Annotated in this window: 13 protein-coding genes; 9 read left to right on the top strand and 4 right to left on the bottom strand. The window is 67.6% G+C overall.

The window, feature by feature from the left end:
* Positions 1–309 precede the first annotated feature (309 nt).
* The 6 genes from pflB (at position 310) to IWX89_RS07485 (ending at position 8,285) form a co-directional block, all read left to right on the top strand.
* Positions 310–2,574, top strand: coding sequence for a formate C-acetyltransferase (pflB, locus tag IWX89_RS07510; RefSeq protein ID WP_196902948.1), 2,265 nt, complete (start codon positions 310–312; stop codon positions 2,572–2,574).
* Between the two features lie 45 nt (positions 2,575–2,619).
* Positions 2,620–3,477 (top strand): pyruvate formate-lyase-activating protein, encoded by an 858-nt coding sequence (pflA, locus tag IWX89_RS07505; RefSeq protein ID WP_196902947.1) that lies wholly within the window; start codon positions 2,620–2,622, stop codon positions 3,475–3,477.
* 173 nt (positions 3,478–3,650) lie between these two features.
* Positions 3,651–4,133, top strand: a complete 483-nt coding sequence (locus IWX89_RS07500) for an aromatic ring-opening dioxygenase LigA (RefSeq protein ID WP_196902946.1) — start codon at positions 3,651–3,653, stop codon at positions 4,131–4,133.
* A gap of 153 nt (positions 4,134–4,286) precedes the next feature.
* Entirely contained in the window at positions 4,287–4,703 is a 417-nt protein-coding gene (locus IWX89_RS07495) for a DUF6855 family protein (protein ID WP_196902945.1), read from the top strand.
* A gap of 107 nt (positions 4,704–4,810) precedes the next feature.
* Positions 4,811–6,985, top strand: coding sequence for a transglycosylase domain-containing protein (locus tag IWX89_RS07490; RefSeq protein ID WP_196902944.1), 2,175 nt, complete (start codon positions 4,811–4,813; stop codon positions 6,983–6,985).
* 253 nt (positions 6,986–7,238) lie between these two features.
* The gene (locus IWX89_RS07485; protein ID WP_196902943.1) at positions 7,239–8,285 is read left to right on the top strand and encodes a hypothetical protein; all 1,047 of its coding nucleotides are present in this window, start codon (positions 7,239–7,241) and stop codon (positions 8,283–8,285) included.
* 71 nt (positions 8,286–8,356) lie between these two features.
* On the opposite strand, the gene IWX89_RS07480 is transcribed toward IWX89_RS07485, so the two are convergent.
* The 4 genes from IWX89_RS07480 to IWX89_RS07465 form a co-directional block, all read right to left on the bottom strand.
* Positions 8,357–8,866, bottom strand: coding sequence for a heme-binding protein (locus IWX89_RS07480; protein WP_196902942.1), 510 nt, complete (start codon positions 8,864–8,866; stop codon positions 8,357–8,359).
* Positions 8,867–8,934: 68 nt separating this feature from the next.
* On the bottom strand, positions 8,935–12,324 hold the full coding sequence (locus IWX89_RS07475; RefSeq protein WP_196902941.1) for a DNA polymerase III subunit alpha: 3,390 nt from the start codon (positions 12,322–12,324) through the stop codon (positions 8,935–8,937).
* Positions 12,321–12,593 carry a hypothetical protein gene (locus IWX89_RS07470; protein WP_196902940.1) on the bottom strand — a complete coding sequence of 91 codons (273 nt, stop codon included), beginning with the start codon at positions 12,591–12,593 and terminating at the stop codon, positions 12,321–12,323. Before IWX89_RS07470 ends, IWX89_RS07475 begins: the two co-directional genes overlap by 4 nt.
* A gap of 122 nt (positions 12,594–12,715) precedes the next feature.
* Entirely contained in the window at positions 12,716–13,555 is an 840-nt protein-coding gene (locus IWX89_RS07465) for a TIGR00645 family protein (protein ID WP_307836463.1), read from the bottom strand.
* A 92-nt stretch (positions 13,556–13,647) separates the two neighbouring features.
* On the opposite strand from IWX89_RS07465, the gene IWX89_RS07460 reads away from it, so the two are divergent.
* The 3 genes from IWX89_RS07460 to IWX89_RS07450 form a co-directional block, all read left to right on the top strand.
* The gene (locus IWX89_RS07460; protein ID WP_196902939.1) at positions 13,648–14,454 is read left to right on the top strand and encodes an IclR family transcriptional regulator; all 807 of its coding nucleotides are present in this window, start codon (positions 13,648–13,650) and stop codon (positions 14,452–14,454) included.
* 199 nt (positions 14,455–14,653) lie between these two features.
* Positions 14,654–15,961: an HNH endonuclease signature motif containing protein gene (locus IWX89_RS07455; RefSeq protein ID WP_196902938.1), complete on the top strand. Its 1,308-nt coding sequence runs from the start codon at positions 14,654–14,656 to the stop codon at positions 15,959–15,961.
* An 84-nt stretch (positions 15,962–16,045) separates the two neighbouring features.
* On the top strand, positions 16,046–17,649 hold a 1,604-nt coding region (locus IWX89_RS07450; protein ID WP_196902937.1), incomplete at its 3' end, for a cell wall metabolism sensor histidine kinase WalK.

The following is a 17,649-nucleotide window of genomic DNA, read 5'->3' as shown; positions in this document are numbered from 1 at the left end:
GGCGCTCAACGGTCATTCTGGCCTCTGGACAGGCCTTTGGATCCGCGGCGAAATCGCTTTTCCGGGCATCCGGATGCCCCGGTGAATCGGGCCGCGAACGGGCCGCCTCCCCTTAAGGGCGCGGGCGCGAAACGGCGGGCCCGATTCGTGTTATGGCCCCGCCGACCGGAGTAGTGTTGGCAGAAGAGGGCAAGTCACGATGCATCGTCGCATTAGCCGCAATCCTCGTGTTCCTGCTCTCCAGGCCCGACTGTGGGAGACACACTTCTGCGGCGGGGGAGACTCGATCCCACGAGGAGTGCAATCTACATGACCATCACAGAAGGTGTTCGCAGCGACAAAGACGCGACGCAGGCCGAGCGTCCGGACTTCGTGTCCGGCCCCTGGCAGGATTCGATCGATCTTCGCGATTTCATCCAGCGCAATTACACGCCCTACCTCGGCGACGCCACCTTCCTGGCGGGCCCGACGGCTCGCACGACCGGGGTCTGGGCCAAGCTGTCCGCCATGTTCCCCGAGGAACGACGCAAGGGCGTCTACGACGTTGACGCGACCACCCCGTCATCCATTACAGCCCACAAGCCCGGCTACATCGACCAGCCCAACGAGGTCATCGTCGGCCTGCAGACGGATGCCCCGCTCAAGCGCGCGATCATGCCGTTCGGCGGCTGGCGAATGGTTGCGACCTCGCTCGAGACCTACGGCTACCCCGTGTCTCCCGAGCTCGAGAAGATCTTCACCGACTACCGCAAGACCCACAACACGGCCGTGTTCGACGTCTACCCTCCCGGGGTTCGCCGTGCGCGCAACAGCCACCTGATCACGGGGCTTCCAGACGCCTACGGCCGTGGCCGGATCATCGGCGACTACCGTCGCGTTGCCCTCTACGGTGTCGATGCGCTCATCGCCGGCAAGAAGAACGACCGCGCCGAGCTCGATATGGAGCCCTCGACCGAGGACATCATCCGCGCCCGCGAGGAGAACTCCGAGCAGATCCGTGCGCTCAAGGAACTCGTCCAGATGGCGGCCAGCTACGGCTCCGACATCTCCAAGCCCGCCGTCACGGCCCAGGAAGCCGTGCAGTGGCTCTACTTCGCCTACCTCGGCGCGGTGAAGGAGCAGAACGGCGCGGCAATGTCGTTCGGCCGTAACGCGGCGTTCCTCGACACGTACATGGAACGCGACATCGCCGCCGGCCTCCTGACCGAGTCCGGCGCCCAGGAGCTCATCGACGACCTCGTCATCAAGCTCCGCATCGTGCGCTTCCTGCGCACCCCCGAATACGACGAGATCTTCGCCGGCGACCCGACCTGGGTCACCGAGTCCCTCGCCGGCATCGGCGAGGACGGCCGCGCGCTGGTCACCAAGACGACCTTCCGCTTCCTCCAGACGCTGTACAACATCGGCGCCGCCCCGGAGCCGAACCTCACCGTGCTGTGGAGCGACGCTCTCCCCGAGGGCTTCAAGCGCTTCTGCGCCCAGGTCTCGATCGACACCTCGGCGATCCAGTTCGAGTCGGATGAGATCATCCGCGCCGAGATGGGTGACGACGCCGCGATCGCCTGCTGTGTCTCGCCCATGCGCGTCGGCAAGCAGATGCAGTTCTTCGGGGCCAGGGTCAACGCCGTCAAGGCGCTCCTGTACTCGATCAACGGCGGCAAGGACGAGGTCTCCGGCAAGCAGGTCGCCCCGGCAACCGCACCGAACACCGAGGAGATCCTCTCCTATGACACCGTGTTCCCGGCCTACCTCGAGACCCTCGAGTGGCTCGCCGAGACCTACGTCACCGCCTTGAACTGCATCCACTACATGCACGACAAGTACGCGTATGAGCGTCTCGAAATGGCGCTGCACGACAAGGAGATCATCCGCACGATGGCCTGCGGCATCGCCGGCCTGAGCGTGGTCGCCGACTCCCTGTCGGCCATCAAGTACGCCAAGGTGCGCCCGGTTCGTGACGAGACCGGTCTCGTCGTCGACTACACGATCGAGGGCGAGTTCCCCCAGTTCGGTAACGACGACGACCGCGTCGACTCCATGGCCGTCGACGTGATGGAGCGGTTCATGACAATGATCCGCAAGCACCCCACCTACCGGGGCGCGATCCACACCCAGTCGATCCTGACGATCACCTCCAACGTGGTCTACGGCAAGGCGACCGGCAACACGCCGGATGGCCGCCGCAAGGGTGAGCCGTTCGCACCGGGTGCCAACCCGATGAACGGCCGCGACACCCACGGGATGCTCGCATCGGCACTCAGCGTCGCCAAGCTCCCGTACAGCGAAGCGCAGGACGGCATCTCGCTGACCAACACCGTGGTTCCCAGTGGCCTCGGCCACACCAAGGAAGAGCAGATCACCAGTCTGGTCGGCCTCATCGACGCGTTCACGTCGGCGACCGGGTACCACATCAACGTCAACGTGCTGAACAAGGACACCCTTGAAGACGCCATGCTGCACCCGGAGAACTACCCGCAGCTGACGATTCGCGTCTCCGGCTACGCGGTCAACTTCGTGCGCCTCACCCGCGAGCAGCAGATGGATGTCATCAGCCGCACGTTCCACTCGCACTAATATTCACCGATAACAACAAGCGGCGACGCTGAGTAGGACGAGACAATGCCCGCAGTAAACCTCGGCCTGCCCAGCGCCGGCGCCGCCATCGACCTGGTGGACGGTTCATCCGTCAGCAGTGAACAAGCCGAACTGGCTGAACTCCATCATCTCGAGATGGAGGCGATCCACAACGGCTCGGTGGCCAGTGTCCACTCGTGGGAACTGGTCACCGCCGTCGACGGTCCAGGCACGCGCATGACGCTCTTCCTCTCTGGGTGCCTGCTGCGTTGCCAGTACTGCCACAACCCCGACACCTGGAAGATGCGCGACGGGTTGCTGACGACGCTCGATGACCTCGTGACGCGGGTCAAGCGTTACAAGGGCGTCTTCGACGCCACCGGGGGTGGGCTGACCATCTCCGGTGGTGAGCCGCTCATGCAGCCCGCGTTCGTGGCGCGCATCTTCGAGGAATGCCACAAGCTGGGCGTGCACACCACCCTGGACACCTCCGGGTTCCTGGGCAAGAGCGCGTCCGACACGCTGCTGGACAACCTCGACCTGGTGCTGCTCGACGTCAAGTCGGGTCTCCCGGAGACGTACAAGGAAGTGACCGGTCGTGAGCTCGCTCCGACTGTCGCGTTCGGTGACCGTCTTGCCGAGCGGAAGATCCCGGTCTGGGTGCGTTTCGTGCTCGTGCCGGGACTCACGGACGCCGTCGACAACGTCGACGCCGTCGCCGAGATCGTGGCGCGGTGGCCGAACGTCGAACGGGTCGAGGTGCTGCCGTTCCACCAGATGGGCGAGGACAAGTGGGACAGGCTCAACCTGCCCTACCCGCTGCACGGAGTGCACCCGCCCGACAATGAACTGCAGGAACGTGTGCGGGACCAGTTCCGGGCGCGGGGACTCACCGTCTTCTGAGACCGGTTCCACAGTAATTCGCGGACAGAGCGTGGCATAGCACGGATGCCGCGCTCTTTCCATACCCCCAGTCGTGGGGTACTTGGTGTGAATCGCCTGTGTAAACGCTTACAAAGTGTCAGGCTGGAGTCACGACAGTGTCACGACCGCGTGGCGCGACGAAAGGCCAGCAGATGAGCACCGCAATACTCCCGGAATCGTCTTCCGTCACCCTGACATCCGGCAAAGCAGGCCTGGTCAGGCTGATCGGGCTCCTCGGCATCATCGGCGGGATCGTCATGCTCCTCGTCGGCGGCCTCGTCTGGGGCACGGTCAGCAGCCAACTGAGCGAAGAGAAGATCACCGTCGCCGAGGACGCCTCCTTCCTCGCCGGTGCGACCGTCGACAACCCCCTGGCTGCCTACGCCCAGGCGACGATCATCAACCACCACGCCATGAAGGCCAGCGGCGGCAAGACCTACGCCGAGCTCGCCCAGGACGACCCCACCCGCCCCACCGTTATGACCGCCTCGCTTCTGCGTGCATCGCTGTTCACGTCGATCGTCGCCTTCGGCGTCTCGGTCTTCGCGATGGGCGTCGGCATCCTCCTGGCCCTGTTCGGCTGGGCCATCCGCGCCGCAGTCCCGGCCGTACCGAAGCCGGCGGCCGCGGTCTAACCGGTCGTTCCAACCCGTGCCGGGGACCATCCGGCGCGAAAGAAGGGGTCCGTCAGCATCCGCTGGCGGGCCCCTTCTTTCTTGCCGTGACCGGCTCTGGCGGACCGGACACGGGTGCGCGATAATGGTGCCCGGCACGAAACGGGAGGCACCATGACCGAAGCCATCGTCGGCAGCGGAACCAGGGATGATCCCTGGCTGCTGCGCACCCCGCCGGGCACGTCCGAGTATCGGATGCATCGGGACGAGAGCGCGGACCCGCCGAGCCTGGTCTGCGTCGTCGGAACGACCACGCTGGCGTATCGGCTGCGGTGCCTGGAGGACCTCCAGGCGATGCTGCGGGCCGCAGGGGACTGGGTCGCCCTCGGCAGCGCCGACGAGCAGAAGCCTGCCGCCGAGGGCACGGTGGAGGCGTGGGCGCGTTCCGAAACGAACCCGGTCGGAGGCTGGTACGGCCTGAAAAAGGGTCTCCGCGGCCGGTTCGGGATGTACGTGCCGCCCCTGATGGAGGCGCTCGGGCTGGCCGAGCTCGAGCACAATCCGCGGGGCAACCGGATGCGGGCCCGGTAGCGCCACCCGGGTATGCCATATTCGGCGCGTCGCGGCAAGCCCCTCCTCAGGAAGGGCCGCGTGGGGTTCTATGGTGAATGGATCGAACGGGACCGGTCGGGGGTGACATGATGCGCAACTCGGGATTCGCCGAGCGGCGGACCGTGTCCGGCGTGTTCGGCGGGTTGCTCGGGATTCTCGCGATGAGCTCGGCGGGGGGGTTGCTGGTGGCCGTCGCGGTCACCCCGGTGGTCGCGCTGTCGAGCATCGCCGCCACCGACACCATCAACGTCTTCGAGAACCTGCCGGAGTTCCTCTCGATCGAACCGCTGTCCCAGAAGAGCAACATCTACGCGGTGCAGAACGATGGCACACCGTACCTGCTGGCGTCCTTCTACGACCAGAATCGCATCGAGGTCGGGCTGGACGCGATCAGCCCCTACGTGAAGGATGCCGCGATCGCCAGCGAGGACCCCCGGTTCTACGAGCACGGCGGCGTCGACCTCCAGGGCACCATCCGGGCGGCCGTGAGCACATTCGCCGGCGGGGCGACTCAGGGAGGATCGTCGATCACCCAGCAGTACGTGAAGAACGTGCTCGTGCAGAAGTGCGAGGTGCTCTCCGACATGGCCGCGCAGCACACGTGCTACCTCGCCGCCACCGAGACCAGTCCCGACCGCAAGCTCAAGGAGATGCGGCTGGCGATCGGGATCGAGAAGAAATACTCCAAGAACGACATCCTCCGCCAGTACCTGAACATCGCCGGGTTCGGAGGCACCGTCTACGGCATCGAGGCCGCGGCCAACTACTACTTCCACACCACGGCGGCGAACCTGACCCTGCCGCAGGCGGCCAGCCTCGTGGCCATTGTCAACAATCCCGTGAAGTTCCAGCTGGACGACCCGCAGAGTGAGACCAACGGGGCAGCCAACGGCTACCAGGCCAACCGGACCCGCCGTGACTACATCCTGCGGGACATGCTCACCTACCGCAAGATCACCAGGGCCGAGTTCGAGGCCGCCATCGTCGCCCCCGTCGAACCGTCGATCGCCGAGCCGAGCACCGGCTGCCAGACCGCGGGCGGAAGCGCCTTCTTCTGCGACTACGTGACCCACGTGCTGCGCAACGATCCGAGCTTCGGCGTCGACGAGGCGACCCGGCTCGTCAACTTCCGGCGCGGCGGCTACAACGTGTACACCACCATCGACCTCGACCTGCAGGCTGCCGCCGAGAATGCCATCCGCGCAAACGTGCCGATGACCTACCCGGGCTGGGATGTGGGAAGCGTCATCTCGAGCGTGCAGGTGGGCACCGGGCGGGTGCTGGCGATGGCTCAGAACAAGGACTACAGCCAGGACCCGGCGGTGCAGGCCACGGGAGCCAACTTCACCGGGATCAATTACAACACCGACTACGTCGACGGCGGATCGAGCGGATTCCAGCCGGGCTCGACCTACAAGGTGTTCACCCTGGCGGAATGGCTGCGGGAAGGGCATTCCCTCAACGAACGGGTCGACTCGCGGCGGAAGGCGAACTGGGGCACCTTCAAAGACAGCTGTCTCGGCCCGCAGAATTACGACCGCGACAAATGGAACCCCAAGAACGACGCGAACGAAAGCGGCGCCAACTACAGCGCACTCGAGGCCACGATCGGCTCGATCAACACCGGCTACATCGGGATGGCGAAGAAACTCGACCTGTGCGGCATCCGTCAGACCGCCGAGGCCTTCGGAATGCATCGCGCCGACGGTGATCCGCTGCTGCAGAACGCGGCGTCGGTGATCGGGACGAATGAGATCGCCCCGTTGAGCATGGCAGTGGCGTTCGCCGGAATCGCCAACAAGGGCGTTGCCTGCACCCCGGTCGTGATCGACCGCATCGTCGCCGCGGACGGGACGGAACTGCCCGCACCGAAATCACAGTGCACGCAGGCGGTCGACCCGGCGGTGACCGCGGGGATGGCCTACGCGATGCGGCGGGTGATGACGAACGGCACGGCTCAGCAGTCCTACCGTGACACCTCACCGCGGGTGCCGATGATCGGCAAGACCGGAACGACGGACGGGAACAAGGACACCTGGATGAGCGGCGCCAGCACCAAGGTCGCCACCGTCGTCGCCGTGGTCAGCCTCACGGGGGAGACCAACCAGCGGCTGGTGTACTTCGACAGCGGCCAGGCCGCGACGGCGCGCCACCGAATGTGGCCGGCCGTCATGTCGGTCGCCAACGCGAAATACGGCGGTGACGCGTTCGATGAGGCCTCACCGAACGCCGTGATCAAGGTGGGCACCGGGCCCCGCTAGCCTGCCTGCTCAGGTGCCCGTGTTAGGGTAGCCGCCGAGCTGAGGGTTCCTTACCTTCACCTCGCTCTGTGGCGTGCCATCGGCGCGCCGGCGGCGCTCTCGGGTGCAGCTCACCGATCGATGCTGATTTTTGATCAGGTTAGAGTTTGCCCCCCAAATGGGTTACAGTCAACCCATTGCAAAATGCGTGTCGTAGGTTCTGTGGATGGATTTGTGATCGGCGCGTTACGGTCACACGAAAGGTTTAAGATCCATGAAGCAGTTCAATCAGCGCGCCGATTTTGTCTCGGCGCGCAAGCGTCAGAAGCGCCGCAAAGCCATCGGAGTCGTCGCAGCCGCGACGGCAGCCGTCTGTATCGCCGTCGGATCGACGGCGGCGTGGGCCGGTGAGCACAACCGCCACGGTTCAGGCTCCTCCTCGTCGCCCTCGGTGAGCGCGGCCTCCGCGACCGGCAACGTTGCCGGCACCACATCCCGGCGTGGGAACGGCCACAAGTCGACGCCCGTGCCCGTACCGGCTCCGGCGCCCGTACCCGCACCGGCGCCCGCTCCGGCACCGGCCCCAGCGCCGGCTCCCGCCCCAGCGCCGGCCCCCGCTCCCGCGGCGACGGGCACCTCGCCGCTGCACACCAATATCGTCTCGACCTCGTTCTGGGTAGGCGAGATCTTCGACGCGTCCCTCCCCGACGGCAGCCAGATGATCTCGACCTACGACGGCAACTGGTTCGCCAGCTTCGGCGGCTGCGACGGCGTCACAACGGGCGGCGGTTGCGGCACCGAGGCTCGCACGGCTGCGAACGGCTTCTTCCCCAGCGGCATGACCCCCAAGGAGAACCCGTTCTACCTTGACCTGCCCTTCGATGACGTCAACGACGCCACCGCGTTCAAGCAGCGTTGCCAGACGATCCCGTGGGCCGCAGCGGATAACGCCGCCACCGGGACGAACCACTGTGCCGACTCGAACTACTCCTACATGAAGAACCACTGGGTGCAGCTCACCGGGCCCAACGGCAAGACCTGCTACGGCCAGGTCCAAGACGCCGGACCCTCGAGCGGTTCGCTCTACCACGACGCCAACTACGTCTTCGGTAGCAACGACGCACGTCCGGCCAACACCCAGTTCAGTGGCGACAGCAGCCAGGGTGCCGGCGCCGACGTGTCACCCGCGCTGAACGGATGCCTCGGCTTCGCCGATCTCGACGGTGACAACGACCATGTCAGCTGGCGTTTCGTCGACCGGGCCAGCGTGCCGGCCGGCCCGTGGCTGAAGGTTGAAACCTCCAGCCAGGTCAAGGGCTAGGCAGCCCTCCCTCCGGAAGAATGACAGCGGAAGCCCCGGAACTGGCGAAATGGCCAGGACCGGGGCTTTCGTCATGCCACGGGGACGAGGGCCTCGTTGTGCTTGAGGAATCCGGGTTTCCAGGGTGGGTCGAACCGGGCGAAGTAGACGCCACCGACCGGCTCAAGATCAGCCCGCCGCACGGCCGCCAGGAGGGTGTCGCCGTTCTCCCTGAAACGGGCCTCGCTCCACCCGCCGCCGAACCGGCGCGCCGCGGCCCTGTGCGCCGGCACCACCCTGGTGGTCACCCTGGCATCCTGCGGCACGGGAACCGCCGAGACCGGCATCCCCTCGGGAAGAACGAAACTGACGGTGTGCGCGTCGTCGGCCGTGGTCTCCTGGAGCACCGGGGCAGTCATCGCGATGCGGGTGGCCGACTGGTTCTTGCCGCTGATGTAGCGGAAGAGGGGACCGAAAGCGGCGTTGCCCGCGCCGGAGAAACCGCCGGTGACCTCCACCTGCACGAGCACGTAATCGGGATAGTGGCGGAGTTCGAAGTCGTCGTATTCCCGCAGAACTTGATAGGGCTGTTGGTCGGTCATGGCCGCCAGTGTAGGCCGCGCGACCGAGAACGGGGTGGGTGCGGCATCCACCGGAATCCGCGGCCGGACTAGGCGCGAAGCGGCCACAGGTGGTGCACGTTGTCGACCGGGATGGCGGCCAGTTCGGCCGCGAGTTCCATGGTTCGGTCCGTGTGCCGTGCCGCGGCCTCGGCCTTCCGCCGCTGGTCGACTTTTCGGGCGACGTCGGTGAGATCCCACAGGTTCTCCCCGGTGATGGACACCCCTTTCGCCCCCGACCGGCGGGTGCGACCCCGCACGAGGATATGGCGGGTCTGGAAGACCGGGCCGCCGATCCGTTCCTGCGCGTCATGGAAGAATACGACATTGGACACCGGCCCGGTGCCGTCGTCGAGGCTGACGAAGACGACCCGTCGGCCGTTGCGCATCGGTGGGGTGTTCGTGGCGCGGCGCACCCCGGCGATGAGCACCTCGGTGCCGCCCGGCAGGTCGGCGAGCTCGGAGGCCGGGGTGACTCCCAGCTCGGCGAAGAGCGGGTAGAACCGCGTCATCTGGTGCCCGGACACCGCGAGGTGGAGGTCCCGCAGCTCCAGGTCGGTCTGGCTGCGCCCGCGCAGTTCCAGGGAGGTCACCGCGTCGAAGCGGGCACCCTCGAAACCCTGCACCGGCAACTCGACTTCGAACGCCAGCTGGTCGTCGTTGATGGTGACGGCGGTGCCGCGGAGGGACTGCACATGGGCGAGGAGCTCGTGCCGGCGGGCACGGTCATACCCGATGAAACTGTCGAGCGCCCCGACCCGGGCGAGCGCCTCGAAGGTCTTTCGCCGCGGCCGCACCCGATCGCGGAAATCCTGCAGCGAGGAGAACGGCTGGTGGCGCACGATTCGGGCCCGTTCGGCCGCGGTGCCGCCGGCGAGCTCGGGCAGGGCCAGACGGATCCCGCGGCGCTCGTCGCCGAGCTCCTCGACCCGGTAGTCGAGCGTGCTCCGCTGCACATCGAGACCGAGGACCGGCACGCCGAGCAGCCGGGCCTCGGCCACGATGAGGTCCTTGGGCCACATGCCGGGAGCATGGGTGAGCAGTCCGGCCAGGAACACGGCGGGATGGTGGGTCTTCAGCCAGGCCGACTGGTAGGTCGGCAGCGCGAACGCGGCGCCGTGCGCCTTGGCGAACCCGAAGCTGCCGAATCCGGCCAACACCGTCCAGACCTGGTCGATGACCGCGGGCGGGAATCCGCGCTCACCCGCCATTTCCCGCACGTACTCTTCGATCCGGGGGAGCTGATCGGGTTTGCCCAGGTGGCGGCGGAAGACATCCGCCCGGCCGAGACCGCAACCGGTGAGCTCGTCGAAGAGTCGCATCACCTGCTCGTGGAAGATGACGACCCCCTTCGTCTCCCGGAGGATCGGTTCCAGTCGCGGGTGGAGGTAGTCGGGCATGACCTCACCGTGCCGGGCCTGGAGATATTTCAGGGGCATGTTGTTCTGCATCGGGCCGGGCCTGAACAGGGAGATCTCGACCGTCAGGTCGTTGAAGACCTCGGGCTGCAGCTTGCCGACCAGTTCCATCTGGCCGGGCGACTCGATCTGGAAGATGCCGAGCGTGCGGGTCGACCGGATCAGTTCGAAGGTGGCCGGGTCGTCGAGCGGGATCCGGTCCAGGTCGAGGCTCTCGCCGGAGAGCCGGTGGTGTTCCTCGACGGCGTGTGCCATGGCCGACTGCATCCGCACGCCGAGGATATCCAGCTTGATCAGGCCCATCGGGTCCATGTCGTGTTTGTCGAACTGGGACATCGGCAGCCCCATTCCGGATGCCTGCACCGGGGTGCGGTCGAGCAGGGTCGCGTCGGAGAGGATCACCCCACAGGGGTGCACGGAGATGTGCCGGGGGAGCCGGTCCAGCTTCGCGGTCAGGTCGACCAGCTGGTCGAGTTGCTGGGACTCGCGCACTTCGGCGGCGAGCGGCTCGAGCTCGGGTTTCTCTTCCAGTGCACGCCGGAAATCCCTGGCGTTGAAGCGCCACATCTGTTTCGCGATCGACGCGACCTGCTCGTGGTTCATCCCGAGGGCCAGGCCCGCGTCGCGCACGGCGCCGCGGCCGCGATAGGCGTTCGTCATCGACATCAGCGAGACCCGGTCGCCGCCGAAGGCGTCGAACAGCTTGCGGTAGATGTCGTGGCGGCGCGCCGATTCGACGTCGATGTCGATGTCGGGCAGGGTCTGCCGTTCGGGGGAGAGGAAGCGTTCCCAGAGCAGGCCGTTGGAGAGCGGCTCCACCGACGACGTTCGGAGCGCATAGTTGAGCACCGAGCCGACCCCTGAGCCGCGCGCCTGGATGCGGATGCCCATCTCCCTGATGATGTCCGCCACGCGGGCCACCGTGAGGAAATAGCCCGCGAAGCCGAGGTGCTCGACCGTCTTCATCTCATGCGCGAGCCGGGCGTGAGCGTCCTCCGCCGAGGCGGCTCCGCGGCGCGCCCCGGCCTCCGGCCTCGGGTAGAGATCGTCGATGCCGGCCCGTGCCCGCTTCCAGAGTTCGGCGACCGGGTCGCCGCTGACCCCGATGATCCTCGCCTCCGGCATCCGAGGCCGGCCGAGACCGATGTCGGCCTCCGGGTCGAGGGCACACCGGTCGGCCAGTCGCTCGGTGTCGCGGAAGAGAAGGTCGAGGGCGCCGGCGTCGTGCAGTCCCGCGTCGACGACCATTCGCGCGACCTGCCGCATCGCCCGCACCGGTTTCAGCCACGCCTGCCCGTTCGTCTGCGGCTGCTCCAGTTCGGCGAGCGGGGTGAGAGTTCGCGCTGCGTCGGCGAGATCGGCGGTGACGGCCTCCTCGGGGGTGCCGTAGCGCACAGCATTGGTGAGCACGGCCGGCACCCCCGCATGCTCGGCGAGGGCGAGCATCCGGGTGGCCGGTGTCACGCTGCCCGGGGTGCCCGGCTCCGAGAGGTGGCAGACGACCTCGAGTGACACGGAGTCGGCCGGCATGGCGCGCAGCCACGCGGTGAGGCGGGCGCGGGCATCCTCATTGTCCCGGTGCCCGGTGGCGGTGCCCACGTCGGAGGCCGGGCCGAGCAGCACGGTGAGCGAGCGGAGGCCGGCCAGCCCGGCGAGTTCGGACCGGGCGATGCTGGGCAGCGATCCGAACCCCTGGGAGACGGTGCGGTGCGCGGCGGATACGGCACGGCAGAGCGCCGCGTACCCGCGCCCGTTCGTGTTGCCGTGTGCGAGCACGACCACCCGCCCGAGGGAGAGATGGTCGTCGTCGTCGTGTACCGCGAGGTCGGCGCCGAGTCCGGGCCGCACGCCGGCGTCCACGCAGGCACGCACGTGTTTGACCGCGCCGTACAGGCCGTCACGGTCGGTCACCGCAAGGAAGGTGCCGTCTTGTGCCTTCGTCTGCTCGGCCAGCGCCTCCGGCATCGTGACCCCGTAGTGGGTGGAGTACGCGCTGGCGACGTGCAGGTGCGGGAAGCTCATCCCCAGTCGAGGGCGAGCACCCACGATCCGTCGACATCGCGTCGCAGATCGTAGCGGTGCTGTTCCTCGTCCCCGCGTGACGCGTCCACCCGCCACAGCTCGGTATCGATGCGCAGGGGCACGCCGTCGTTCTCCCACCAGCGGGTTCGGGTGAAAACCGCCTGCGGCTGGCCGATGATGGTGTGCTCGAACCGGTTCCAGATGAACGCTTGCGGGTCGCCGTCGGCCGACAGCTCGACGTCGACCTGGGCATCGATGATCTGTGGCATGCGGGCTCCTTCATTTCGAACACGTGTTCGATTCTTGGAGTGTACGTCACACCACGGACAGACGCCAACGGGAACCGTCAACCGCGCGTTGAGGGTTCCCGTCGGGCCGGCTGTCGTCCGGGTCAGATCCGGGCGAGGAGCTCCGTCTTCTTCAGCTCGAACTCTGCCGCCGAGACGACCCCGGCATCGCGAAGCCGGCCCAGCTGGAGGAGATGCCCCACAGGGCCGGCCTCGATCGCGGCGGTGCCGGTGCCGGTCGGCCGCGGTGCGGGGAGGACGCTCACGAGTGGCTGGGGTTCGAGCGGCGGGACGGATGCCGCGGGAGGCGCGGCGTGACCGGCCGCCTGGGAGATCCGGTCGATCCAAGCCAGGGCGATCGCCGAGACGATGAAGACCATGTGGATGACGACCTGCCAGAGCACTCCGTCCCAGGTGTAGACGTCGCCGGTGATGCTCTCCTGGCCCTCGGTGGACGTGGAGCCTCGGGCGGCGAGGTCGCCGACCTCGATGAAGGTCTTCAGCAGGTGGATCGAGGAGATCCCGACGATGGCCATGGCGAGCTTGACCTTGAGCACGTTGGCGTTGACGTGGGAGAGCCACTCGGGCTGATCGGGGTGGCCATCGATGCGGATCTTGGAGACGAAGGTCTCGTAGCCGCCGATGATGACCATGATCAGGAGGTTCGCGATCATGACCACGTCGATGAGCCCGAGCACGCCGAGCATGATCTTGGCTTCCTCGATGACGATGCCGTCGGGCCCTGGGTGGGTGAACCCGTGCAGGACCTCCTCGCCGAGGTGGCCGAGTTCGACCATGAAGACGACGACGTAGATCACCTGCGCGACGATGAGGCCGATGTAGAGGGGGGCCTGGAGCCAGCGGCTGAAGAAGATCATCAGCCCGACGCTCCTGACCCACTGGGATTGTTCGCGGAAAGGAGGCTGGCTGGAAGTTTCAGTCACCGGTCGATTTTAGGGAAGCCGGGATGGGAACCTCCTGAACGGGGCCGGAATCCTGCGGCGGGGAATGGCCGAGGGAGGGTAGCGTGGTGCTGATGTCAGGGAAGCCGGCGCGGGCCAAGGCGACCGAGGGCGCGTCAGTGTCCCCGGTCGATGACCGGTCGGTTGCCGCCCGGCTGTTCGCGATCCTGGATGCCTTCACCTCCCCGCCCGCGACGGCGCTCAGCCTCACCGCGATCGCCCAGCGTTCGGGCATCCCTCTCTCGACCGCGCATCGGCTCGTCGCAGAATGGGTGACCTGGGGTGGGCTCGCCCGCCAGGAAGACGGCCGTTACTCGCTCGGCATGCGGCTCTGGGAGGTTGGAGTGCAGACGCCGACGGCGCGAAACCTCCGCACGATCGCCCTGCCCTACCTCGAAGACCTGTACGAGACAACCCGCGAGCATGTGCACCTCGCAATCCTCGACGGCCGCGACGCGCTCTACCTGGAGAAACTGTCCGGGCACCAGGCCGTCCGGGTGATCTCCCGCGTGGGCGGCCGGCTCCCGCTGCACGCCACGGGGGTCGGTCTCGTGCTCCTCGCGAACGCGCCGGCCACGGTCATCCAGGACTACCTCGCCGAACCGTTGCAGCGGTTCCTGCCGCAGACGATGACGGCGCCGGAAGAGCTGCGGCGCCGGTTGGCCGGCATCCGCAGCGAGGGGATCGTGCGGATGTCGGAGGAGATGACGGCTGGATCGAGCTCGCTGGCGGCGCCGATCCGGGACCGCACCGGCCAGGTCGTCGCGGCCGTGTCGATTGTGACGCACACCTCGCCGGGGCAGGGCCCCGAACAGGAGCAGGCGGTGCGGGTGGCGGCGCAGGGCGTGAGCCGCGCGCTCGGCTACCGCAGGGCATCCTGATCGGTCTGTCGACACCAGGGCGCCGGGTCTCGGCAGGCTCGACCGCCGCCGGTGATTGAGCTTGTCCGCCGGTGATTGAGCTTGTCGAAATCGCCCCCGACTTGTCCTCACAAAACGGGTTTGATCAGCTTATCCACACCCATTCGTGAGGCCCGGTTGTGCCCCTGTGAATGTCGGTGGCTGGTCGTAGTGTGCTCGTATGGCCACCCCGGTGAGCACCACCCAACACGAGCTCGGACTGCTCTTCGACGCGGTCGCGGCAGCCGACAAGGCGATCGCCCGGTGCTTCGCCGCGCGGGCCGAGGCTGTCGACCGGGCTCGCCGGTTCAGCGAGGCGCAGGCCGCGTCGATTCCGTTGAGCCTGCAGTCCCGGTGGAGCCGGGAGGAGATCGCGCAGCGGGAGCTCTCCAGCGAACTGGCCGCCACACTCCGGATCCCGGAGCGCACCGCGGAGACCCTGCTCGCCGAGAGCCAGGCGTTGGTGAAGGACCTCCCCGCCACCCGGGCGGCGTTGGCGGAGGGGCGGATCAGTTACCGGCATGCGCAGACGATCGTGGGCCAGTCCTGGTCGATCCCCGTCGAGGGGCTGGCCGCGTTCGAACAAGCCTTGCTGCCCTCGGCCGAGCACCTCACCGTGGCCAAGCTCAAGCACAAGGCCCGGCTGCTGCGGGAACGCCTGCACCCGGAGACGATCACAGCCCGCCGGGGGAGGTCGATCACGGACCGCACCAGCGGGGTGACCCCCGAGTACGACGGAATGGCCACCCTGTACCTGACGACGGGGGCGGAGCTGGTGCAGGCGATCTTCCACCGGGCCACCGACCTCGCCGCCAGCCTGCAAGGGCCGGGCGAGGAACGCACGTTGACGCAGATCCGCACCGATGTGCTCAGTGACCTGTTGATCCACGGGGTCACCCCGACCGGTGTCGGCACCGGGGTCAAGGCCACCGTGCAGGTGACCGTCCCGGTGCTGACACTCCTCGGCCACAGTGAGGAACCCGGCTATCTCGAAGGGTATGGGCCGATCGATCCGGACACGGCGCGGGATCTGGCGTCGAGGGCGCCGAGCTTCACCCGGCTGCTCACCCACCCGGAGACCGGGGTGATCCTCTCCGTCGGGAGGGACCGGTACAAAACGCCCAAGGCCATGCGCCGGTTCCTCCGCCTGCGCGATGAGACCTGCCGCTTTCCAGGGTGCAACAGGGCGGCGAGGAGTGCGGAGATCGACCACTCCCATGACTGGAGTCTGCTCGGCGAGACCGCGCACGACAACCTCGCCCATTTGTGTAAACCCAACCATGCGTTGAAGACCCAGACCCGGTGGACCGTCGCCCAGAAACCCGGCGGCATCCTCACCTGGACTTCCCCGACCGGGCGGGAGTTCATCACCGAACCCGCCACCATACTGCCGACAGTGCTCCCCACCGGGCCGCCTACAGCCGGGCCTCCTACAGCCGGGCCTCCGACATCCACTGCGGCAGACTTCCCCGACGACCCGCCGTTCTGACTCACCGTCTTCTGCTCGATGCGGAATGCGTCGGTCGAAGCGCGGCGGGTATCCGGGACCAGCGGGCCGCGCCCATAATGAGGCATGCCCGCCGAACGGTCCCCGCGCCGCACCCCGTGGTTCCCGGCGGTCTCGGTGCGAGTGCGCATCCTCGCCTCGATCCTGCTGGTCGCCGCAGCCGGCATGGTCGCCGCCGGCACGACCGCCTATTTCGTGCAGCGCGACAGTACTCTCGACAGCATCGACACCGCTTTGGTCGGAGCGGTCAACGACGCACGCTTCATCGCCACGGACTCGAAGGCCACGACCCTGAACGCCGTGCTCGAGGCTGTCGTCCAGCAAATCCGGCCCGGAACGAATGAGGCCACCCTGGCCATCGTCGATGGCGCCGCAGCCCTCGCACCCGGCGGCGACGTCGACTTCCGTCTGGAGGAGAACCGGGCGTTCGTCGCCCGCGTCGTCGGTGAGACCGCCACCGGGAAGGTCGTGCTCGGCAACGTCAACACCGCTGGTCGCATGGTGCGCTACGTGGCCGCACCCGTCAACGTCACCGGTGACCCGGCTGCCGGCGTCTTCGTCGCCGCGTTCGACCTCGACGCCGCGCTCCGGCCGGTGACGGATGCTCTCCTCACGTCTCTCAGGGTCACCCTCGCCGCCCTGGTTGTGCTGGGTCTGGTCGGCTGGCTGGTCTCCGGCCGTCTGCTGAGGCCCATCCGGGCGCTGCGGGAGGCCGCAGCGCGGATCACCGCCTCGGACGTGAGCGAGCGCATCCCCGTGGTCGGCCGGGACGACGTCTCTGAACTCACCCGCACCGTCAACGACATGCTCGATCGTCTCGACGGCGCCCTGACCGGCCAGCGACGGCTGCTCGACGACGTCGGACACGAGCTCAAGACCCCGATCACGATCGTTCGCGGGCACCTCGAACTGATGGACGAGGACGATCCGGCCGATGTGGCCGCGACCCGCGCCCTCGCGATCGACGAGCTCGACCGGATGAACGGTCTCGTGCGCGACATCTCGGCCCTCGCGGAGGTCCAGCGACAGCTCGGCGTCACCCGCGCGCCGGTCGACATCGCGGTGCTCACCGAGCTCGTGCGCACGAAGGCGGCCGCGCTGTCCCGCCACCGGTGGGTGACGACCGAGACGGCGGACATCGTGGTCCCGGTCGACGCCGGCAGACTCACCCAGGCTCTCCTGCAGCTCGCCGCGAACGCCGTCTGCCACGGCAGCGCGAACGGGACGATCGAGATCGGGAGCGCCACCGGTCGGGACTCGACCGGCAACCCGCGACTGCGGTTCTGGGTGCGAGACGACGGGCCCGGGATCAGCGCCGACGCGCAGGAGCACATCTTCGAGCGGTTCCGGCGTGGGGCGACCGGCCGAGGCTCGACCGGCTCGGGCCTCGGACTCGCGATCGTGCGGGCCATCGCCGAAGCCCACGGCGGAACGGTCTCGGTCGCGTCCGCGCCGAAGCCCACGGCGGAACGGTCTCGGTCGCGTCCGCGCCGGGGCGCGGGGCCACCTTCACGATCGACCTGCCCGTCCCTCCGGGCGATGAGGAACCGGAATCAAGCCGGGCCGAACCAAGCAGGGCCGAACCAAGCAGGGCCGAACCAAGCAGGGCCGAACCAAGCAGGGCCGAACCAAGCAGGGCCGAACCAAGCAGGGCCGAACCAAGCAGGGCC

Origin of the sequence: Cryobacterium sp. MP_M3 (genome assembly GCF_015752155.1) — a bacterium.
Taxonomy (GTDB): domain Bacteria; phylum Actinomycetota; class Actinomycetes; order Actinomycetales; family Microbacteriaceae; genus Cryobacterium.
The sequence above is the reverse complement of the archived record's forward strand: the minus strand, read 5'-3'. Positions and strand labels throughout refer to the sequence as shown.